Annotated in this window: 17 protein-coding genes; 9 read left to right on the top strand and 8 right to left on the bottom strand. The window is 61.7% G+C overall.

The window, feature by feature from the left end:
- Window positions 1-55 precede the first annotated feature (55 nt).
- Window positions 56-6,910, bottom strand: a complete 6,855-nt coding sequence (locus ACP7BX_RS20685; protein WP_426129193.1) for an NEL-type E3 ubiquitin ligase domain-containing protein — start codon at window positions 6,908-6,910, stop codon at window positions 56-58.
- A gap of 85 nt (window positions 6,911-6,995) precedes the next feature.
- The gene (locus ACP7BX_RS20680; RefSeq protein WP_426129195.1) at window positions 6,996-7,934 is read right to left on the bottom strand and encodes a DnaJ C-terminal domain-containing protein; all 939 of its coding nucleotides are present in this window, start codon (window positions 7,932-7,934) and stop codon (window positions 6,996-6,998) included.
- A gap of 238 nt (window positions 7,935-8,172) precedes the next feature.
- Between ACP7BX_RS20680 and ACP7BX_RS20675 the strand changes: the two genes are divergently transcribed.
- Complete coding sequence (locus tag ACP7BX_RS20675) at window positions 8,173-9,441, top strand: Hsp70 family protein (RefSeq protein ID WP_257782054.1); 1,269 nt, start codon at window positions 8,173-8,175, stop codon at window positions 9,439-9,441.
- A gap of 136 nt (window positions 9,442-9,577) precedes the next feature.
- On the opposite strand, the gene ACP7BX_RS20670 is transcribed toward ACP7BX_RS20675, so the two are convergent.
- The 3 genes from ACP7BX_RS20670 to ACP7BX_RS20660 all read right to left on the bottom strand — a co-directional run bounded on the left by ACP7BX_RS20670 (window position 9,578) and on the right by ACP7BX_RS20660 (window position 11,874).
- A complete protein-coding gene (locus ACP7BX_RS20670) occupies window positions 9,578-10,591 on the bottom strand; it encodes an AI-2E family transporter (protein ID WP_016976954.1) in 1,014 nt (337 codons plus the stop codon).
- A gap of 123 nt (window positions 10,592-10,714) precedes the next feature.
- Window positions 10,715-11,014, bottom strand: coding sequence for a PsiF family protein (locus ACP7BX_RS20665; RefSeq protein WP_005784310.1), 300 nt, complete (start codon window positions 11,012-11,014; stop codon window positions 10,715-10,717).
- Window positions 11,015-11,085: 71 nt separating this feature from the next.
- Window positions 11,086-11,874 (bottom strand): AraC family transcriptional regulator, encoded by a 789-nt coding sequence (locus tag ACP7BX_RS20660; protein ID WP_061435108.1) that lies wholly within the window; start codon window positions 11,872-11,874, stop codon window positions 11,086-11,088.
- 97 nt (window positions 11,875-11,971) lie between these two features.
- On the opposite strand from ACP7BX_RS20660, the gene ACP7BX_RS20655 reads away from it, so the two are divergent.
- A complete protein-coding gene (locus tag ACP7BX_RS20655) occupies window positions 11,972-12,841 on the top strand; it encodes a DMT family transporter (protein WP_028615544.1) in 870 nt (289 codons plus the stop codon).
- Here ACP7BX_RS20655 and ACP7BX_RS20650 read toward each other — a convergent pair.
- Window positions 12,838-13,728, bottom strand: coding sequence for an esterase/lipase family protein (locus ACP7BX_RS20650; protein ID WP_426129198.1), 891 nt, complete (start codon window positions 13,726-13,728; stop codon window positions 12,838-12,840). The two genes, ACP7BX_RS20655 and ACP7BX_RS20650, sit on opposite strands and share 4 nt — an antisense overlap.
- Window positions 13,729-13,895: 167 nt before the next feature.
- Between ACP7BX_RS20650 and ACP7BX_RS20645 the strand changes: the two genes are divergently transcribed.
- On the top strand, window positions 13,896-14,426 hold the full coding sequence (locus ACP7BX_RS20645) for a ferritin-like domain-containing protein (protein ID WP_426129200.1): 531 nt from the start codon (window positions 13,896-13,898) through the stop codon (window positions 14,424-14,426).
- A gap of 59 nt (window positions 14,427-14,485) precedes the next feature.
- Here the strand turns inward: ACP7BX_RS20645 and ACP7BX_RS20640 are convergent, their stop codons facing one another.
- Window positions 14,486-16,555: an AsmA family protein gene (locus tag ACP7BX_RS20640; protein WP_426129202.1), complete on the bottom strand. Its 2,070-nt coding sequence runs from the start codon at window positions 16,553-16,555 to the stop codon at window positions 14,486-14,488.
- A 359-nt stretch (window positions 16,556-16,914) separates the two neighbouring features.
- Here ACP7BX_RS20640 and ACP7BX_RS20635 point away from each other — a divergent pair, with 359 nt between their 5' ends.
- Both ACP7BX_RS20635 and ACP7BX_RS20630 read left to right on the top strand, forming a co-directional pair.
- Window positions 16,915-17,367 (top strand): hypothetical protein, encoded by a 453-nt coding sequence (locus ACP7BX_RS20635; protein WP_314524970.1) that lies wholly within the window; start codon window positions 16,915-16,917, stop codon window positions 17,365-17,367.
- A gap of 151 nt (window positions 17,368-17,518) precedes the next feature.
- Complete coding sequence (locus ACP7BX_RS20630) at window positions 17,519-18,151, top strand: TetR family transcriptional regulator (protein WP_025857330.1); 633 nt, start codon at window positions 17,519-17,521, stop codon at window positions 18,149-18,151.
- A 5-nt stretch (window positions 18,152-18,156) separates the two neighbouring features.
- Here ACP7BX_RS20630 and ACP7BX_RS20625 read toward each other — a convergent pair whose 3' ends face one another.
- Complete coding sequence (locus ACP7BX_RS20625) at window positions 18,157-18,654, bottom strand: C40 family peptidase (RefSeq protein ID WP_314524965.1); 498 nt, start codon at window positions 18,652-18,654, stop codon at window positions 18,157-18,159.
- A 277-nt stretch (window positions 18,655-18,931) separates the two neighbouring features.
- On the opposite strand from ACP7BX_RS20625, the gene ureE reads away from it, so the two are divergent.
- From ureE to ACP7BX_RS20605, 4 genes are read left to right on the top strand one after another with little or no spacing between them, the layout of a single operon-like run.
- Entirely contained in the window at window positions 18,932-19,432 is a 501-nt protein-coding gene (ureE, locus tag ACP7BX_RS20620; protein WP_177058928.1) for an urease accessory protein UreE, read from the top strand.
- Window positions 19,429-20,103 carry an urease accessory protein UreF gene (locus ACP7BX_RS20615; protein WP_426129205.1) on the top strand — a complete coding sequence of 225 codons (675 nt, stop codon included), beginning with the start codon at window positions 19,429-19,431 and terminating at the stop codon, window positions 20,101-20,103. Before ureE ends, ACP7BX_RS20615 begins: the two co-directional genes overlap by 4 nt.
- 12 nt (window positions 20,104-20,115) lie before the next feature.
- The gene (gene ureG, locus ACP7BX_RS20610; RefSeq protein ID WP_028615537.1) at window positions 20,116-20,730 is read left to right on the top strand and encodes an urease accessory protein UreG; all 615 of its coding nucleotides are present in this window, start codon (window positions 20,116-20,118) and stop codon (window positions 20,728-20,730) included.
- Window positions 20,731-20,752: 22 nt separating this feature from the next.
- Window positions 20,753-21,325 (top strand): HupE/UreJ family protein, encoded by a 573-nt coding sequence (locus ACP7BX_RS20605; RefSeq protein WP_178955500.1) that lies wholly within the window; start codon window positions 20,753-20,755, stop codon window positions 21,323-21,325.
- Window positions 21,326-21,389: the final 64 nt, after the last annotated feature.

The raw sequence follows: 21,389 nt of genomic DNA, 5'->3' as shown, positions 1-21,389 counted from the left end.
GATTCATGGGAATCCCCAGCAGACCATGCCCTGTGGAGGGCGCAGCGGTAGGTAGTTAGCCCGTCGTCGCACTGCCGGAAGTACCCGGCAGGTTCGGGTCGTGCGCCGCCGGGTTCAACGCGTGATCCGTCCGCCGCGACAGCGCCAGCAGGGTTTGCGTCTGATCGGCCTGCAACTGGTGCTCCAGCGTCTGCGCAGCGCTGACGTAGCCTTCATCGGTCACGCTGGCATACGCGTCTTCCAGTGCATCACGCTGCTGGGCGCTGCGTTGCTCGAGCGCGACGAAATCCTCGGGGTACTGCTCCTTGAGGTAGCTGACCCAGTAGTCGCGGCTGATCAGGTCCTCATAGAACACGGCGGTTTTTTCCAGGGCTTCAATGGCGCGTGCTTCTCTTTCCATCGCCGCACCGCTGATGGGCGTGGCATAACGCATGGCTTGCGGCACGCCCTTGAGGTCCAGACGGCGCTTGAGGCCTATCAGGTATTGCAGGCGCACCTCGGCCGGGTCCGAGTGCGCGTGGATATGCCGGGCCGCCAGCTGTTCCACTTGCTCCAGGCGGAACAGGTTGCGCGACAAGCTCAATAACGCAGGCCCCTTGTGCGCCAGGTCGGCAGGGTCAATGCCATTGAGGGTATTGAACTCCAGTACTTTGATCTCCAACCCGCTGAAGGTGAGGATACGGCCATCGGTACAGGTGCCATGGGTGCTGGACATGCCGAACAAGGTCTGGCGCAACTCGGTATTGCTAGCGGCGGCGTCCATCACCCGCCATACCCGTTCGGTCAGCGCGGCGCGCGCTGCGTCGAAGTCCTTGCTCTGGGGCAGCAATGACAACAGGTTGAAGAACGCGGCGTTGTCCGGCTCCTGGGCCAGTTGATCCCACAGTTCGATACGCCGGGCTTGCTCTTCGGCAGGCAGGTTTTTCAACCAGGGCTCGCGGTTGGACGCAGAGGTATGTGCATCGCCCAACACCTCGTCGGGCTGGGCGGGTGCAGGGTCGGGGGCATCTTCCTCACCACTGCTGAGCAGTGGCTGCTCCAGGTCATTGATCGATTGCTGTATATCCGCACTGCTCAAGCCCAGGGCGTTATCCCGCCCGACGCGCTGGGCGTACTGTTGCAGGCGATGGAGGTCATCCAGCGACAGGTTGAGGTTATCCGACAGATCAACGCCGGCCATCAGCGCGTCATGCCCCCCCTCAAGCACTTGGGGCGGGATCGACTCAAGCTGGTTGCCGCTCAAATCCAGGGTACGCAGTGACGGGGCGGAAAAGGCGCCTTCGGGCCAGGTACTCAATTCATTGTTGCTCAGGTTGAGATTTTGCAGGTTGTCGAAGCCGTCAAGCCGGAAGGTCTCGAGGTTGCCATAGCTCAGATCCAGCCACCGCAGGTTCCCCAACTGGGTGAGCGTCGGGTACAACAGCTCGGGATCACTGATGCCAACCCCGGACAGCTCCAGCCGCTCTAGCCTGGACATCTCGGTCAGGGCCAGTGGCAACGCTTGCAGCGCATTGCTGCTAAGGACCAAGGTATCGACCTCGGGAAAGGCTCTGAGGAAAAGGTTGGAACCTTGCCCAGTGAGCTGCACGCCGTTGAGGTTCAGACGCTCGATATGGTCAAGGGCAACAGGCAGCTCAGGCAGCTCGCCCAGAATCAGGCCGTGAAGGTTCAACTCGCGAGCGTCACCCTCGGGCACATCGCCAAGGCCGGCGCGCCAGCACTCCAAGATGCGCTGTGCCGCTATCCGGCGTGTGCTGGGCGTCACCAGCACATCACGGCGCGGGGCATACCGACGGACGAACACCCAACTGTTCAAGCGTCGCACCAGTGCGTTTTCCAGCGGGTCGCCCGACGACGCCGGCAACAGCTGGCGGACGATTGAACTGGCGCTGTCCAGGGGCGGGAATGCGTCGGGAGCAGGCTGCTGGGCAAACCGGCTGAGCGTCCCGTCCTCCATCCCCAGCGCCTGCTCGACGCGCTGATGGGCCGCAGCCAGATCGGCTTGCGCTTGCACACTCAGCGGCGCCCCCGTCAACTGGGTGTCCAGCAGCAGGCTGTCTTTGGCCAGTGCGGCAGACGGCACATCGGTGATGCGTGTGTCGCGCAGGTCCAGCCAGGTCAACTCAGGCAACTGCTCCGCGCCATTTGGCCAGGCATTCAAGCGGGTGCCCCGCAGGTTCAGCGACTGGAGTTTGCCCAGCCCGGCGACGTCCAGGGTTTCAAGCGCGGTATCACGCAGATTCAAATGTTCGAGCGCAGGCCACTGATCGGCATCCAGGCTCAGGTCGGACAACCCGCTGCCACTAAGATCCAGTGTTACCAGGCCACGCAAGCCACGAATGAAACGGCTCAGCTGTGGCGACGGCACACGGGCATTCTGCAAGCGCAGGTCCCGTATGTGATCGAACGCGATACCCGTAAGGTCTGGCAACTCACTGACTTGCAGGTCAGGCAAGCCAAGGCTCGACGACAGCTCGACCACGCCATAGCGCTGCATAAGGCCGTCGTACCAGCTATTGCGCAAGGTGTGGGAAACCTCCCCGCGACGTATCTGCTCCAGGCCGACGCCTTGCACCGCCTGCCAGGCATCCAGGCGCCGGGTAAAGTCTGCGAATTCGTTGCTCAGTCGCTCAATGGCATCGAGCTGGGCCTGGGCGCTGGGCCAGCGCCGGAAGAACAGCCCGGTGAGCTGACTGCTGGCCGCAAGGGCGGTGTACCGCGGGCGGCCAAACCCATCCTTGAGTTGCCCGGAGCAGTAGGCACGGACCATTTCGTCCTGGTCCATCACATGCTCAGGGCGCGCCTTCACATAGTCATATGCACGCTTGAAATGCTCGCGATTAAAACGCGACCAGTTCACCGAGAGCTGCGACCACCAGCGTTCCCGCCCTGGCTCGAACAATTCGGGCGGCAGGCTGCTGACAGCTGCCCCTTTCAAATCCAAACGCTGCAACTGGGCAAGCGTCAGCGCCTGTACCGGGAACTCCCGCTGTCCTTCGCCCGACAACGTGAGGCTGCGCAGGCGAGCCAGACCGCTGACGTTCAGTGGCCGAAGCGGTGTAACAGCCTGGTGCAACATCAACTCTTCAAGTTGGCCCAGGCCTTCCAGCCGGGCCAACTCCACCTCAGTCAAGTGGGCGACGGTTTCAATCTCCAGGCGCGTCAGTGCGCCCATCCCTTGCAATGCCCGGGGCACGCTGGCCTGCGCCGTCTCCGCGCCGGCCAGGGTCAGCGCCTGAACCTGCGGGAAATACCCCAGCACCTGTTCGATCTGCCCATCGATCAGCCGGCGCCCGCGTAACGACAATGTGCGGACATGGGAAAAATCGGCACTGAGCAGCGGCAACGGCATATCCCCTACCAGATTGAGCACGGCGCGTCCCGGCAACTCGGCCAACGGCGCATTGCGCCAGCAGTCCTTGAGCGCCTGCACCAAGCGGGGCCGCGAATCCATCTGGGGGTACTGCCGGACAAGCGAGTCCCTCGACTCCTCCCGTCGCCATGCATCCAGCGTTGATTCCAGTTGCTGCCACTCCCTCAGACGATTGGAAAGCAGACTATAAATCTGCCCTTCGGTCTTGCCCGCGAGCATTTGCTGGAAGATGAAGCCATTGGCCTGGCCCTCGGTCAGTTGCGGATAAACATCCTGTACGCGGCTGACCAGCGACGGGGACAGGCCCTGGCCGCGACCACTGGCGGGGTAGCCCAACAGGCGTGATGAAATACGTTGCGGCGGCTTGAACCATTGCGCTGGCGATGGCGCTTGCTCAACCACCTGTGCCGACTCCACACGGTGGTCGGTGGCATAGTCGATAATCGCCCGGCGCAGCTCCATGCTCTGTCCCACATGCGGCACCCCCAGCGCCTGGCGTACCTCGTCGGGCATGGCATGCATCAGGGAGGTGTAGAAGTTGTCGCCATGGCGCGGCAGGCTGTTGAGCGCCTCGCCACGTTCATTGAAGGCCTGGTACTGCGGCCCGCGCTTGACCAGGTATTTGCGCTGTGGCGCGGTGTCGCTGCCGATGCTGTCCAGCAGGCCCCCCGTGATGTCGCCGTCACGCACTTCAAGGCGCAGCTGATCCGACCAGCCTGGCAACTTGCTCAAGGTTTGCAGGGCCAGACGCTTGCTGTCGGCCGAGATCAGGTTCTCCATATGCAGCCCGGTATAGGCACGAACCATCTGCCCCTGGCTGGCCTGCCAGCGCGCATGTTCTTGCATGACCAACGGTACGCGGCCGGTGTGATGCAGGCGGCGCAAGTGTTCTGCGTCGGCGTCAGCGAGCACACTTCGCGCAGCCTGCTCGCTCAAGCCAGGGTACAAACGCTGTAGCTTGGCGACCGTGGGGTCGGGTAATTCGGTGCCCTTGTACAGGCTGTCAAACAATGCTGGCTGGCGCGTGCGGGCATATTCGGCCAGTTGCTTGCGCAGCTCTTGCGGTCGACTTTCCCGCACCCGAGCCGCCTCGCCACCGAGCATGCCGACGATCTCCGACTCATCGAGGGCGGCAAGAATATGCGCGGGCAACTGACTGCTCAGCACGTCGGCACGGCTGATGCGAATCGGCGCCTTGAGCTTGACACCGTGGTACAACCGCTCGACGCCGTAGCGCTGGGCCGGACCGGTAAGGCTCGGTTCGTCGAACACTTCCAGCACCCGCCCGATGGGCCAGCGCGGCATTTCCGCAAGCAGCGGCAGCGAGTACAGGTAGCGGCCATCCACCGCCTGGCCCGTGCTGACCTGCTCGATGACCTGCGCCACATCCTGGTCGGCCCGGAACAAGCGCAGGGCATCCGCCAGGGGAGCGGGCGGCGTAGCGTTATCCAGGTGCATCTGGCGCAACGTGGCATCGCTGGTAGCGCTGATCTCGGCGATTTTCAGCAATTGCTCATCGCTGAACCTGTCGACCCCATGCCCCATGCGGCGTAGCAACGTCAGGCGATCCCACGCCTGCGGACGCTCCAGGGTGTGGCGCCAGGCGCCCGCGCCGTTATGGCTCAACGGCGGCTGATAGGCGTCAGGGTCCGTAGGGTGCTGGATGCGCCAGCGCCCGGCAGACTCATCAAAGGCTTGTTCATACACCTTGCCCGCCTGGCGAATGTAGGTTTTGCCGCCCTGCAGGTACTGGCCCTGAGCATTGGGCGTCACGTCGGCTGGCAGGGTGACGGGGCTTTCATAACCCTGCAGGTCAGGCTTCCACAGCCGCGTTTTGCCGCCGGGCAGCACGACCGGGTCAAGCCCTTCGATCAGCGGCTCTGGCTTGGCTGCGGCCAGCGCCGCGACCCCTTTGCCGATGCCGGCCATGACCCCCAGGAATGCCAGGTTTTGCGCCACGTCCACCAGATGGGCCTTGGCGGCGCGCCGATCGCCCTCTGCCCACTCCACACTGCCCTCGAAGGTTTCATACAACAACTGGCTCGCCATGACCGCCATCATCACTTCGCCCAGTACCGGCACGAACATGGAGACGGTGTTCAACACCAACATGCCGATATTGAGCAAGGCGGCGATTTTCTCCGAGCGCACCCTGGCGTCCACATCCGCCGTCGGCACTGCATGGCTGCGGGCGTCGGCGAGGATCTTGTCACGGTGGGTTTCGTAGAGGTGTTGCCACAGGTCCGGATTATCCTCCCACTGGCCGCGACCCTTGATCAGGATCGAGCCGGGGTTGAGGTACGGATCCGGGTTGGGCACTTTGGCCCGCGCTGGTACGGGGGGCAGCTCGCGGACACCCGTGAACACCGAGAATACGCTGCTGCCCTTGACCAGTTCATTGATCAAGGACGCATAAGGCGCCAATGCACTACCGACGTTGGGAGCCGGCGCATCGTCGGTCAGTGCATTGAAGTAGGCCGGAAGGTCACCGTAGGCGACAAATTGGCTGAAAAACCGCTGATAGGCGGTCGGGCTGCCATCATCGGGGTCGGGCTGGTCGCGGGTGGTAAAGCGTTGCTTGAACGTGGCCGCCAACTCATCCCATGTAAAACGTTTCAATGGGTGATACGGATCATGGGGCACGTAAAGAATCATTTCGCTGGAATAACGGTACTTCTCGCTGATGACAAAGGCGACACAGCCGGTCATGCGCTTTTTCATCAGGCCGAGGTCGCGGAACCACACCTGTTTATCGCCAATCCGGGGGAACATCTCGCCGTTGACCACCTGGAGGATCATGCGGTAATCCGCCGGTTCGATATCCTGGTTCAGCAACGCCATCTGCGCCGCCGCCGCCAGGTCGGCCTTGCGCGCATTGATGAATTTGCGGCGCAGCACCATTTCCGACAACGCGTCGGTCGAGTGCACGACGCCTTTGAGGTAACGCTGGTACTGCGCACCGATATCCAGGGAGCGGCATAGCCCGGTGAACTGCGCCACCGTCAGCGTCGTGCTGACGGGCTCAATGTTATCCCGCGCAGCGGTCTGGGCGAAAAAACCCGAGGTGTCATGAAACGCGCCCACCTCGCACTCCGACGCTTCGAAGTTATGCAGCGCCGCCTGTAATAACGGAAGACGCAGCGCCTCGAAACTGCTGATATCGATGCCGAACAGTCCTATTTCCACCGGCTTCTTCAGAATCAGCAGCGTGTGATGCACATCCAGCTGCACCCCGAACTGCGCTTGAAGGGCGTTGACAAGCAATGGCTCGGCGAAGGTGTCGATGTCTTGCACCGACGCCATGGCTTTGTCGAGCACGGTCTGTGCGTTGAAGCTGACGGTAAATTTTTCGTGCAGTGCCTGGCGTTGCGCCGGTGTGGCGCGCCGATACCAATCGGGCACGGGTGCGGGGGCATTCTTGATCTGGGCCAAGCGCGCAGGCACAGCGTCGGTCAGCCAGGCGGGGCTTGCCTGTTCGAGGTATTCGCGGTGGATGCTGAGCGTTGCCGCCGGGAGGGCGGAAGGAAAATCGGCCATGATGTGGCTCCAGTGAAAAGGAGCGTCAGCACATCATGACCGATGGGTTTGACAGCGCTAGATAGTTAGCGCCTGGAGGCTATTTTCAGAAGCCTTCCCGAGGATTGAACGCCGCTTTTTTCGCCAGCTCCTGCCACAGCGCGATGGTTTCGTCATCGGCCTGCTTGGGCATCACGGCCTTGAGCTGGATGTACAGGAAGCCGCGTTCCCCAGCCTTGTTCAGCAGGCCATGGCCCTTGGCGCGCATGCGTTGGCCGTTCTGGCTGCCGGCCGGCACCTTGAGGTTGATCTTGCCGGTCAGCGTCGGCACGGCCACTTCGGCGCCCAGCGCCAATTCCCATGGCGCCAGCGGCAGGGTGATCACCAGGTTTTCGCCTTCGACTTCAAACTTCGAATGGGGCGCAAACTTGATGATCAGGTACAGGTCGCCATTGGCTCCGCCGCCAATCCCCGGTGCGCCCTGGCCTTTGAGGCGAATGCGCTCGCCGTCGGCTACGCCGGCGGGGATCTTCACGTTCAGGCTCTTGGTCGTATTGCTGACGTGACGACCCGAGGCGTCGTATTGCGGCACCTGGAAGCTGATCTGCTTGGACTCGGTGGACAGCGTCTCTTCAAGGGACACGGTCAACTGCATCTCCACGTCCTGGCCCTTGCGCCCGGTCGGACGGCGCTGGCCGCCGCCAAAGGCATCGCCACGGGAGCCGAAGATCGAGCTGAAGAAGTCCGAGAAGTCGCCCTGGTCCTGGCCGCCGCCAAAGCCGCCACGGCTCTGCCAGCCCGGTGGCCCCTGGAACGGCTGGCCATGCTGGCCGTATTTGCGCAGCTCGTCGTATTCGACGCGTTTGTCCGCGCTTTTGAGCGCCTCGTAGGCTTCGGACGCGTCCTTGAACTTGGCTTCGGCGTCTTTTTCCTTGCTCACGTCCGGGTGATATTTGCGCGCGAGCTTGCGGTACGCGGCCTTGATTTCCTTGTCGTCCGCGCTCGGCTCGACACCCAGAATCTTGTAGTAGTCTTTGAAATCCATCGGCGGTTCACCATCCTTAATCGAGATCGCACAGCCCGGGGCACAACGTGCGGTGGTTTGCACCTGTTGAGTCTTGTGGCCTGGGGGTGCGTCAAAGTGTTATCGGCGCTTGCCGTATGCAGCAGATGTGGGGGCGAATCCCCAGGTTTCAAGCAAGATTTAACAGATGGTCGGCCTACGCATCCGGCTTCGACTGACATACACTGCGCGGCCGTTTTTCAACCGGAACCTGATTGTCATGGAAAACTCATCCCCAGCCCGTGCCTGCGGCATCGACTTTGGCACGTCCAACTCCACCGTCGGCTGGATCCGCCCCGGCGAGGAGACGCTTATTGCGCTGGAGGACGACAAGATCACCCTGCCGTCGGTGGTGTTCTTCAACTTCGAGGAACGCCGCCCGGTGTACGGCCGCCTGGCGCTGCACGAGTACCTGGAAAACTACGAAGGCCGCCTGATGCGCTCGCTCAAGAGCCTGCTGGGTTCCAAGCTGATCAAGCACGACACCAGCGTACTCGGCACGGCGATGCCGTTCACCGACCTGCTGGCGCTGTTTATCGGCCAGCTCAAGAGCCGCGCCGAAGCCAACGCCGGCCGTGAGTTCGAAGAAGTGGTGCTGGGCCGGCCGGTATTTTTCGTCGATGACGACCCGATGGCCGACCAGGAAGCCGAGAACACCCTGGTGGACGTGGCGCGCAAGATCGGCTTCAAGGACATCTCGTTCCAGTACGAGCCGATTGCGGCCGCGTTTGACTACGAGTCCACCATCCAGAAGGAAGAGCTGGTACTGATCGTCGATATCGGCGGTGGTACGTCTGACTTCTCCCTGGTGCGCCTGTCGCCGGACCGCCGTCACAACGACAACCGCCAGAGCGACATCCTCGCCACCGGCGGCGTGCACATCGGCGGTACCGACTTCGACAAGCAGCTGAGCCTGCAAGGCATGATGCCGCTGTTCGGCTACGGCAGCCGCATGAAGAGCGGCGCCTACATGCCCACCAGCCACCACATGAACCTGGCGACCTGGCACACCATCAACTCGGTGTACTCGCAAAAATCCCAGCTGGCCCTGGGCAGCATGCGCTATGACATCGAAGACACCGGCGGCATCGACCGTCTGTTCAAGTTGATCGAACAGCGTGCCGGACACTGGTTGGCCATGGAAGTGGAAGAAACCAAGATACAGCTGACCCACGAAGACAGCCGCCACGTCGCGCTGGACCGCATCGAAGCGGGCCTGAGCGTGGACCTGAGCCGGGCGCTGTTCGAGTCGTCCATCGACGCCTTGCTGGAGCGCGTGCGCGGTAGCGTGACGCAGTTGCTCAACGACGCTTCGGTGAGCGTGGCGCAGGTGGACACGGTGTTCTTTACCGGCGGTTCCAGCGGCATTCCGGCACTGCGCCACAGCATCTCGGCGATGCTGCCGAATGCGCGGCATGTGGAAGGCAATATCTTTGGCAGTATCGGTAGCGGTCTGGCGATTGAGGCCAGCAAGCGGTACGGCTGCTGAGTTTTAGCTGAAAGACCGCGGTGCCCCTATCGCGGGCAAGCCCGGCTCCCACACTTGACCGAGTTCCAACTTTGAAATGCGGTCGAATGTGGGAGCGGGCTTGCCCGCGATGGCGTCAGCCCAGGCAACACAAGCTTTAAACCATCCCGCCCAGCTTCAGCTCACTCTTGAGATAAGCATAATAAATCGGCCCCGCCACCACTCCCGGCAAGCCAAACGCAGCCTCAAACACCAACATCGCCAACAACAACTCCCACGACTTGGCACTGATCTGGCCGCCCACAATGCGCGCATTGAGGAAGTACTCGATCTTGTGGATCACGATCAGATAGCCCAACGCCGCCACCGCCACCCAGATCGACAGCGACAGCGCGACGATGGTGATCAACGTGTTGGACATCAGGTTGCCGATGACCGGCAGCAGACCGAGCAGGAAGGTCAGCACGATCAGGGTTTTGGTCAGCGGCAGGTGAATCCCGCACAGCGGCAACACAACGGCGAGGAACACGGCGGTGAAGGCGGTGTTGAGCGCGGCGATCTTGATCTGCGCGAAGACGATATTGCGAAAGGCCTGGACCAGCAGGTGCAGGCGGTCGAACAGCGCGGCGGCCAGGGGTTTGCGTTTGGTCAGGTCGGGCACGCGTTGCAGGGCGATGATCGCACCGAGCACCATGCCGATCAGCAGGGTGACGAACATGTGGGCGGCGTCCTTACCCACAAGCTGCAGTTCGCTCAGGTGCTTGCTTAGCCAGTCGCCGATGGCCACGCGGAACTCGGCGGCACTGGCAGGCAAGTAAGCGTCGAGGAACGGCGGCAGTTGGCCGCGCGCGCGGTCGACCACACCCATGAATTTGTCCAGGGAAGCGCCAGGGTTTTCCGCTTCATGGAGCAGGAAGCTGATGGCACCGGCAAAGATCAGGGTCAGCACGCTGACGATCAAGGTGCCGAGCAGCGCCACCGCCAGCCAGCGCGCACGCCGACCTTCGATCAGCCGTTGCAGTTGGGGGGTCAGCATGTTGACCAGTTCGAACACCAGCAAGCCCGCCAGCAGGCTGGGCAGCAATTTGAGCGGCAGTACCAGCAGCAGTCCGCCGAAAATGATGATGTAGCTGGCCAGCAATATCACGTGACGCTGAGAAAACGTTGGCATACAGCCTCAAAACGAACGGCGTTAAAGGATGGGCAGTCTGCCAGCCTTGAGAGAATCAAGCGAGTGGGTCAGTGGTGAATGCGATCAAGTGTGGGAGCAGGCTGCCTGCTCCCACCTGTGTGATCAGCCTTTGAGGCAAGTGCTCATGAAGGTTTTGCGCGCATCGCCGGTCAGCGCCTTGGTTTTCGCTGAGGCATTGCAATCCTTCATCTTCTGCTGCTGCGGCGTCAGGGTCTTGGCGTCATTGGCCGCCGGTGCCGACAGGCAGGTCTTCATGAAGGCCTTGCGGTCATCACCCTTGAGCGTCTTGGTGGTGGCTTCGGCGTTACAGGTGGTCATTTTGTTTTGCTGGGCGGTGGCAGCAAAGCCTTGGGAACACAGCAGCAGGCCCATCATCAACAGCGGAATTCGCAGCATCTTCATGGAGTTTTCTCCCTGTTACCGTGCCGGGCGGCACGGCCTACCCAGCAGTGTAGTCAAAGCCTGTTACAACTTCACCGGCTACGGATATGCGTCCGTCGGTACTGCTCCGGCGTGCAGCCCGCCTGGCGCTGGAACATGGCAATGAAGGCTGACGCGGTGCTGTAGCCCAGGTCAAACGCCACGTGTTGCACGCTGCGCGGGCTGTCGAGGGCTTCGATGGCTGCCAGGTAGCGCAGGCGTTGACGCCATTCGCCGAAGCTCATGCCCAGCTCCCGCACAAACAGGCGCGCCAGGGTGCGTTCGCTCACGTGGACTTGCTCGGCCCAGTGCGCCAGGGGCCGGTTGTCGGCAGGGTCGGCCTGCATGCCTTCGAGTACGCCAAGCAAGCCGGGGTGACGGGCGTAAGGCAAAAAGCATTCGTGGATCGGCGCCTGCTTGAGCTGGTCCACCAACACCTGGGCCAGGCGGATATCGGACTCGGTCTGCGGCATGTTCACATCACGCTGGGCGAAATCGCTGAGGATGGCCTTGAGGATATCGCTGATCGCCAGGGTGCACGGCTGCTGGGGCAATTGCTCACAGAGTTCCGGCGCCAACCCGACCGAGTGATAGACGATCGCCTCGGCGTTGTAGGAACTGTGCTGCGTATGCGGCGGCACCCACACCGCGTATTGCGGCGGCGACATAAAGCGGTTGCCAGCCACTTCCATGCGCATTACACCGCTGGCCGAGTAGTCCAGCGAACCCCAGAAGTGTTGGTGCGGGGTGCACTCGGTATCGGGGGCGAAATCCGAATAACGGAAGTACACCGGGCTCGGCAGCTGGGGGAAATCTGCAAGGCGTACGTTGTGCTTGGCCATATTGTCTGGATACAGAGGTGGTTTGTCTGGATCGCAGTATAGGCTTCGATCCAGACAATGGATAATCCTGCCTCATCAACACACTGGGTTCCTTTCGATGCAATACGCGTATCCCTTGCTGGCCATTTTCATCTGGGCCGGCAACACCGTCGTCAACAAGCTGGCCGTGGGCGCACTGTTCCCGGCGGAAATCGGCTTTTACCGCTGGTTGCTGGCGGCGCTGTTGTTCACGCCGTTCATGATCAAGCCGGTGATCGCCAACTGGGCGTTGATCCGTCCGAACCTGGGCAAGGTGTTCATCCTCGGCGTGCTGGGCATGGCGGTGTACCAGAGCCTGGCGTACTACGCCGCGTCGCTGACCACGGCGACCAACATGGGCATCATCCTGTCGTTGATGCCATTGATGGCACTCACAGCAGCGATCATCAGCCTCGGCCAACGCCTCACCTACGGCGCGATGACTGGTGCCGTGCTGTCATTCGCCGGCGTGGTGGTGGTGGTCTCCGCCGGCAGCCTCGACGCACTGCTGCAACACGGGGTCAACCTGGGCGACGGCATGATGCTGGTCGCGACCCTGGCCTACGCGGTCTACAGCACCCTGTTGAAGAAATGGCAGCTGCGCCTGCCGCCGTTGGTGTTGCTGTATCTGCAGGTGCTGGTGGCGGTGGTGGTGCTGTTTCCGCTGTTCCTGTTCTCGGCGAAGGCCGGCTTGGGTTGGGCGAACATTCCTCTGGTGCTGTATGCGTGCCTGTTGGCCTCGATGGTCGCGCCGCTGGCGTGGATGCATTCGGTAAAGACCTTGGGCCCCAGCCGCACGACGTTGTTTTTCAACCTGCTGCCGTTGATCACCGCGTTGATTGCGGCCGTGGTGCTGAAGGAAGAGTTGGCGCTGTACCACCTGGTGGGCGGCTTGCTGACCTTGGGCGGGGTGATTCTGTCGGAGCGTTGGACCACGCCGGTGCGTTAAACCCCGGCCTCCTTCAAGCGTCGGGCATGCTCGACGAACAGTCGAATCGGCTCGGCGCCCTTGCCCACCAGGCCCAGGGATTGGTTGACGATATCGAAGTGGTCCAGGGCGTAGTCATCGCCGATCACCAACCCCAGGTGTGAGCTATAGCGCCCGACCATGCCGTCACACTGGCCCTTTTCGCGCACAAAGCTGCGGGCGAACAGGCGGCAACTGCGATGCGTGCCGTCGAACAGGTTGCGCCCCCGGTCGGTGATGCCCGGCTGCAAGGTGCCGGACCATGAGTAATAACGCACGCCGTTGACCTCTTCGGGCCCCTGCCCGCCCCATGTCGACGGCAACCCCTGTGGATAGCGCTGATTGAACAGCGCCACGCCCGCACTGGTCAGCGAATGATGGGACGCCTGCAAGTCCGCCTTGAAGCGTGGCCCGCGATAGCCGGTTTCCAGCACGCCCATCACCCCGGCGACCAAGTGAAACAGCGCGCTCATGATCCGCCCCTTCACGCCATCCACCGGGTAATTGAGGTGAATGTGGTCCGCCAGCTCCGAACCATGGTTGGGCCCGGCCACGGACGTGACCGACGCCACCCATTCCGGGCGCTTGGCCGCTGCATACCGCGCAGTGAGCGAGCCCTGGCTGTGGCCGATCAGGTTGACCTTGTCGGCCCCCGTTTCACGGCGAATGCGCTCGATCTGCAGCAGCAATTGCTCGCCACGCACTTCGCTGGAATCCAGTGGTGCAACCTGCACAGGAAACACCTGCGCCCCGCCTGTCTGTAGCGCCGGGACAATGCCGTACCAGTAAGGGAACCACCCCAGGCGCACAAACCCAAGCATGCCGGGCACCAGCACCAGGGGATAACGCGTGGCTAACGACTGCGGCATGGGCCGAACGTCCTTGATCAGGAAAGACCACCAGAGGCTAGCCCAGTCCCGCGACGCGCTGATGACATAAATCCGATAAAACTTTTTGCGTGACGCGGGACTCACAACTTGGAGCGATCACGCCGGCAGAGCGTGGCGCAAAACCGGATTAGTACCAGGAGATTGAGATGACCGAAACAAACTTGACTGACGTTGCGACCCTGCGCAGCCGCGCCCGCCAGAACGTCGAAAACGGTGCAGTGACCGAAGGTTATGACGCCGACCGCGAAGAAATCATCCGCCTGCTCAACGCATCGCTGGCCACCGAGCTGGTCTGCGTGCTGCGCTACAAGCGCCACTACTTCATGGCCAGCGGTATCAAGGCGTCCGTCGCCGCCGACGAGTTCCTCGAACACGCCACCCAGGAAGCCGAACACGCGGACAAACTTGCCGAGCGCATCGTGCAACTGGGCGGCGAGCCAGAGTTCAACCCGGACCTGTTGACCAAGAACTCCCACGCCCAATACGTGGCCGGCAAGGACCTCAAGGAAATGGTCTACGAAGACCTGGTCGCCGAGCGGATCGCGGTAGACAGCTACCGCGAGATCATCCAGTACATCGGTGATAAAGACCCGACTACGCGTCGTCTGTTTGAAGAGATCCTGGCTCAGGAAGAAGAGCATGCGGACGATATGGCGGATATTCTGGAAAGTCTGTAACTGCGAAACACAAAAGGGGGAGCTGGTTAGCCAGCTCCCCCTTTTGTTCGTCTGCCGTTTCAGCCTTTAACGGTTTTCGGCGCCTTGCCTTCCTTCATTTGCTGCAGCAATGGTGCACACTCATTCGGTTCACCACCACTCGGCGCGACCAATGCCAGCAACCCGGCCGCCGGCCCGGCGATCACACCCAGCGCCACCATACCCGCACCCCGCAATGCCAGCGGAATAGCTTTGACCCCCGCATTGGGCTTGATAAATGGCCCGTTGACGTACAACGGTGAACGCAGGGAGAACAGGCGGAAGCCTTTCGATTCGGGGGTAATGGTAAGGTCAAGTTGCTCGGTGGCCATATTCGCCGTGCCATCGATGTAGATGATGGCGTTCTCGGTATCGAACACAAACAAGCGCGTAGTCGCCAGGCCCGTCTTGATGCCGAAGTCCGCCGCCGCGCAGTTGATCTTCACTTCCTTGTCGCCAAACAAGCGGCCTACCACGTAGTTACCCACGTTGAGCCCGGCGATTTCCATCAGGCCACGGCTGATGGCACCGTCGTTGATCAGCATCTTCAGGTCACCGTTGGAGCTGCCCAACAGGGCTGCTACGGAGTTGCCGCGCCCAGAAATGTCGGCATCGCCATTGAGTTCACCAAAGCTGGTTTTCATCGGTTCGAAGGTTGGGAACAGCTGCTTGAGCTTGAAGTTGCGCGCGGTAAGTTTGGCGCGACCTTCCATTGGCGTGATGCGGCCATTCAAACGAATCTGCGCATCCAGCTTGCCGCCGGCCACACCGAAACGCAGGGGTTCGAGGCTCAATTCGCCGTCATTCAGGACCAGGTGGGTGTAGAGGTCGGTGAACGGCAGATCGGCACTGTGCACGATGCGCTTACCGGTGAATTCCACATCGGCGTCCATGACGCGCCAGCGCTCGGTGCGGAACTCTTCCACGGGCAGCACCTTGGTGGCCGGCTGTTTGCTGTCGCCACCACGGGCTTTTTGCTTGGCGTTGGAGTCGGCGCCGATCAGCGGGGCGAGGTCGGTCATCAGCAATTGGTTGGACACCAGCGCGCCACTGAGCTTAGGCCGTGGCTGGCTGGCGACGTAGGCGAGGTTGCCATGAATATCGCTGTTGCCGATCTTGCCGTTGAAGTTTTCATAGCGAAACGAGGCGCCGCTGGCTTCGTGCAGCTTGGCGATGAGGTGACCGTCGGTGGAATAGGCCGGCGAATCCGGCAGGGTCACGCCGGTCAACGGGTAAAGATTGCCCAGGCTGGAACCGGCGAGCTTCAGGCGCAAATCGAGCGCGCCGAGGTTCAGCGGATCGGTGAGCGTGCCGGCCAGGGCGATGCTGGTGTCGGCAATCTTGACCTGGGCTTGCAGCGGGAACGGCTTGGCCGCGTCCTGCAAGGCCAGCAGGCCTCCGATCTTGCCGCTGCCGTCGAGTTTCTGGCCGTGGTACTGGCCTTTGACCTTGAGGCCGAACGCATAATCCTGAGGTGCGGAGCCTTTCTCCAGGGCCTTCTTGGCATCGGCGTCGCCGACGATTTCGCCGAACGGGATGGGTTTGCCCAACGGGTCAATGATCACATCCAGTTGGGTCTTGAGGGTCTGGTCGTCGAGGGTTACGTGGCCTTTGTCGAAGCCGATGGCGCCGATGTCCACCACCCAGTTGGATGGCTCGGCGTTCGGGTCCTTGGGGTCGAACTTGAAGGTCCAGTTGGCGCGGCCATCGGCCAGGCGCTGCAACTGCGCGCTCGGCTCGGTGAGGTCGATACGCGGGATGACCACGCGCTGCACCAGCAAGGCCAGGGGCGAAATGCGCAGTTCGACCTTCTTGAGGGTGACCATTTGCGGGGTTTTCGACCAGTCCGGGTTGCCCAGGGTCAGGTCTTCGGCAATCACGTGGGGCCATGGCACCCAGGCGCGCCAGCCGCCTTCATCGGGCTCACGCGCCCACACCACCGCCAGGTTGCCGTTGATGGCAAACGGTCGATGCAACTCTTCGGAGACCTTGGCATTGAGGGGCGGCTTGATGCGGTTCCAGTCAAAGAACACCAGGACCAACACCACCACGGCGATTAACACAACGAAGCTGGCGCAGCTCCAAGCGACGATTTTACGAGTGCGCGTCATTGCACAGGACTCCTGAATACGACTGGCTGGGTGACAGCCTTTAAGGACAGCTTATAGAACTACGACTGGCAAACCGCCTGGGGGTTTAACCCGATCCCCGATTTGCCTGGAAAAACCTCAATTTCTGACCACTTCGACAGATTCCCCCTACGACTGCGCACCATTGTTACCCGCGCGCGTGTCGAAAATACCCACACCGGTGCAAAACCGCGTGCTTGAGAGGCCCGTTCTAGAGCCTCCGCCTAGAACAATCAATTCTGTTGATTATTACCATTGTGTTTATGAACTTTTATATCGACTTATCGAGAGTAGCATTAGCCCTGTACCCACTTTATCGCCCTCCCAAGGAGCAACCCATCATGAAACGCCAATTACTCGCTACCGCCCTGTTATCCATCCTGGCTTCCAGTGCATTTGCCCTGCCAGCCGCTGAACAAGCCACTCCACAAGTCAAAGCGGACGCCGTTCCGTTCAGCCAGACCGTCGCTCGCAGCGGTTCGCAAGAAGAAGAGAACCGTGACTACGCCAAAGGCGCTGTGGCTGAAAATGGTTCGGAACAAGCCAACAAACGCGCTTACACCGAAGGCCTGACCGAAAACGGCCGCAACCGCCTGGAACAAAAAGGCCTGGTTGAAGGTGGTGCTGATCGCCTGCTGGAACGCAACGCTATTGCCGAAGGTGGCCGTGATCGCCTGGAACAGAAAGGTCTGGTCGAAGGCGGCGCTGAACAAGCCAACAAACGTGCCTACACCGAAGGCGTTGCTGAAGGCGGTGCTGACCGTCTGCAAGAACTGCATCAAGCACAGAGCTAACCCCGTGGTGGCCGAGAAAAAAGCCCGATCTGCCGATCGGGCTTTTGCTTTCCTGTAGATCGCGTCACGCCCTTCCCCCGCCAAGTTCGACGCCAACAGACCTGTTTTGCTAGAGTGCGTCGCTGTACTTGCCGACAAAGCCCGCCCGCCCATGCTGCCCCGCGCCGAACAGAAGCAACAGACCCGCCTCGCCCTGATGGACGCAGCCCGCCATCTGATGGAGTGTGGCCGTGGGTTTGGCAGCCTGAGCCTGCGCGAAGTGGCGAAGACGGCCGGTATCGTACCCACCGGTTTCTATCGGCATTTTGCCGACATGGACCAGCTTGGGCTTGTGTTGGTGAGTGAAGTCGGCCAGACCTTCCGCGCCACTATCCGCCTGGTGCGCCATAACGAATTCGTGATGGGCGGCATTATCGATGCCTCCGTGCGGATCTTTCTCGATGTGGTCTCGGCCAACCGTTCGCAATTCCTGTTCCTGGCCCGCGAGCAATACGGCGGCTGCCTGGCCGTGCGCCAGGCCATCGGGGCGCTACGTGAAGACATCACCCGCGACCTCGCGGCCGACCTGACGTTCATGCCCAAACTGCAGCACCTGGATGCTGAAGGCCTGCATGTGATGGCCGACCTGATCGTCAAAAGTGTGTTCGCCACCCTCCCCGACATCATCGACCCACCGGCCCAGGCTTTGCCTGACCACCTCACGCCCCAGGCGAAGATCACCCAGCAATTGCGCTTTATCTTTATCGGCTTGAAGCACTGGCAAGGCCTGGGCAGTACCGAATAAAGCCATCAACCTGCTGTGTGAAAGCGCTTGGCGGTAGTGTAATTCTTGTTCCAGTAGCTGTTGCTCAGTGAATCGATGCGGATGCGCTTGCCGGTACGGGGCGAATGAATGAATTTGCCATCGCCTATATAGAGCCCCACATGGCTGACCTGGCCGCGCCCGTTGGCTTTGAAAAACACCGCATCGCCGGGCTTGAGCGCATTGCGTTTGATGGTCGCGGCCGTTGACCGCTGCATGGCCGCGGTGGTGCGTGGGATCTGAATGTTGGCTTCGGTCTTGAACAAATAGACCAGCAGGCTGCTGCAATCAAACCCCTGATCCGCCGAGGTGCCACCCCACTTGTAAGGCGTACCCAGCAGTTCGTGGGCGCGGTCGACCACATCCTCGATAGACGCTTGTTTCAGCGAAGCGCTGAAGGACGGGTGGGTCTTTAGATTGGCGGAAGCCGATGAAAGCGCGAAAGACAGACTGACAATAACCAGATAACAAAAAGACTTGAACATGATGAACGTCGCAGTGAATTAAACACGGCGCACAGCCTAATGACCTCGCAGGAAAGGTGATGAACGCCGATTCCCCACACCATGTAGGGAAAATCTGAAAACGCCCATCCCCCGTGCAACAAGAAACATTACGCACCAGTTTGGCGCACGCCGGGAATTCTGCCTCGCCCTGTTAGGTGGCACACCCCTCATTGCCTACAGGCAATTCCTACCTCGCATCCAGGTTGGCAAGCCCCTTGCTCTAGCTGTTTCATCGCTCATAGCTGGAAGCTTCCTGATGCTGGTGATCCACCGCCGAATCGCCCCCCAAGCCCTCTGGGCCGCCGAGTTGCTGCTGAACTTCGAAGCCCGCAGCAAAAGCCGCCTGCGCTGTTTCAGTGCCGACGGTGAAGACGTCGGCCTTTTCCTGGAGCGCGGCCAGCCACCGCTGCACGATGGCGAATTCCTACAGGCTGAAGACGGACGAGTCGTACGCGTGTGCGCCCGGCCTGAACAACTGCTGCACGTCACCTGCAGCAGCGCATTTGAACTGACACGCGCGGCGTATCACCTGGGTAACCGCCACGTAGCATTGCAAGTGGGCGATGGCTGGTTGCGCCTGCTCGATGACTATGTGCTCAAGGCAATGCTCGAACAGCTGGGCGCGCAGACGCAGACCCTCGAAGCGCCATTCCAGCCGGAACATGGCGCCTACGGCGGCGGGCATCATCATTCGCGCCATGGCGATGAAGATTTCAACTACCCGCCCAAGCTGCACCAGTTCGGCGTGCGCCTATGAACCCAGCCTGGGCGCTGTTGCGTCTGGCCAGTCCGCAATTGCCGATTGGTGGCTACAGCTATTCCCAGGGTTTGGAAATGGCGGTGGAGAACGGTCGCGTCAACGACGCTGCCAGTGCGCGACGCTGGATCAGCGATCAGTTGCTGCTCAACCTCGCACGTTTCGAGGCACCCGTTCTGCTCGCCCATTGCCAAGCCGCCTTTGAAGCCGATTGGCCGCGCCTGGCCCAGCTGTGCGACGAACATCGCGCCAGCCGTGAGACCCGCGAGCTGTACCAGGAGAGCCGGCAGATGGGCTACTCCCTGCAACAACTGCTCAACGGCCTGCCGGAACTGGACGACGCCGCCCGCCTATTTCTTCAACAGTGCGCCGAACCGCATTTGGCATTGGGCTGGGCCCTGGCCGCACGCGCCTGGAACATCAGCCCCGCCGACGCGCTTGCCGCCTGGCTATGGAGCTGGCTGGAAAACCAGTTGGCTGTGCTGATGAAAACCCTGCCCCTGGGTCAGCAAGCCGCCCAACGCCTCACCAGTGAACTGCTGCCGCTGCTGCAACAGGCCCAGCGGGACGCCAGCCGCATCCAACCCCAGCATTTCGGCAGCGCCGCGTTCGGCCTGTCCCTGGCGTGCATGGCCCATGAGCGCCAGTACAGCCGCCTATTCCGTTCCTAGGAGAAAACCCAGATGAACACACAACCTCTGCGCGTCGGCATCGGTGGCCCGGTGGGCTCCGGCAAGACGGCCCTGACCCTGGCCCTGTGCCTCGCGCTACGTGATCGCTACAACCTGGCGGTGGTCACCAACGACATCTACACCCGCGAAGACGCCGACTTCCTGGTGCGCAACCAGGCCCTCGCGCCGGAACGCATCATCGGCGTGGAAACCGGCGGCTGCCCGCACACCGCGATCCGCGAAGACGCCTCGATCAACCTGGAAGCCGTCGACCAGCTCAACCGTCGTTTCCCTGGCCTGGACCTGATCCTGGTGGAGTCCGGCGGCGACAACCTCTCGGCCACCTTCAGCCCGGAGTTGTCGGACCTGACTATCTACGTGATCGATGTGTCCGCCGGCGACAAGCTGCCGCGCAAAGGCGGGCCTGGCATCTGCAAGTCCGACCTGCTGGTGATCAACAAGATCGACCTGGCGCCCTTGGTCGGCGCGTCGCTGGAGCTGATGAACAGCGACACCACCCGCATGCGCAACGGCAAACCTTTTGTGTTCAGCAACCAGAAAACCGGTGTCGGCCTGGATGAAATCGTCGCCTTTATCGAACGCCAAGGTCTGCTGACCGCAGCCTGATCAACCCATAAGGAACCTGTCCATGAGCCTCAAGAAACTCTTCACCGCCGCCGCCCTGCTGCTGGCCCCTGCCCTGGCCTTCGCTCACCCGGGCCACGGCGACAACGGCCTGGTGGCCGGTATCAGCCATCCCCTGAGTGGCATCGACCACTTGCTGGCGATGGTCGCGGTCGGCTTGTGGGCCGCCCAACAAAAAGGCGCCGCGCGTTGGGCGTTGCCGTGCACCTTTGTCGGCACCATGCTGATTGGCGGCGTGCTGGGTTTTGAAGGCCTAGAGTTGCCACTGCTGGAAAGCGGGATTGCCGCGTCGGTGCTGGCCCTGGGCCTGGCGGTGGCGCTGGCGGTGCGTCCGCCGTTGTTCATGGCGGTGGGGGCAACGGCCTTGTTCGCACTGTTCCATGGTGTGGCGCATGGTCTGGAGCTGCCGGACATGTCCAGCCCGTGGGCGTATGCCGCTGGCTTTGTCGGTGCGACTGCCGTGCTGCACGCGGCCGGATATGCGGTGGTGCGCTTCCTGCCGGCTGCGGCGGCGCCGTTGGTGCGGATTGCGGGGGCGGCTTCGGCGGCGACTGGGGTCTGGTTGCTCGCAGGCTGATTTTCGGCGCCGATAAGGGCCTCTTCGCGAGCAAGCCCGCTCCCACATTTTGACCGCATTCCAA

Source organism: Pseudomonas sp. DWP3-1-3b3, assembly GCF_049896305.1.
GTDB lineage: Bacteria > Pseudomonadota > Gammaproteobacteria > Pseudomonadales > Pseudomonadaceae > Aquipseudomonas > Aquipseudomonas azotoformans_A.
Note: the sequence above shows the minus strand (reverse complement) of the source record. Positions and strands in the feature narration are given on the sequence as shown.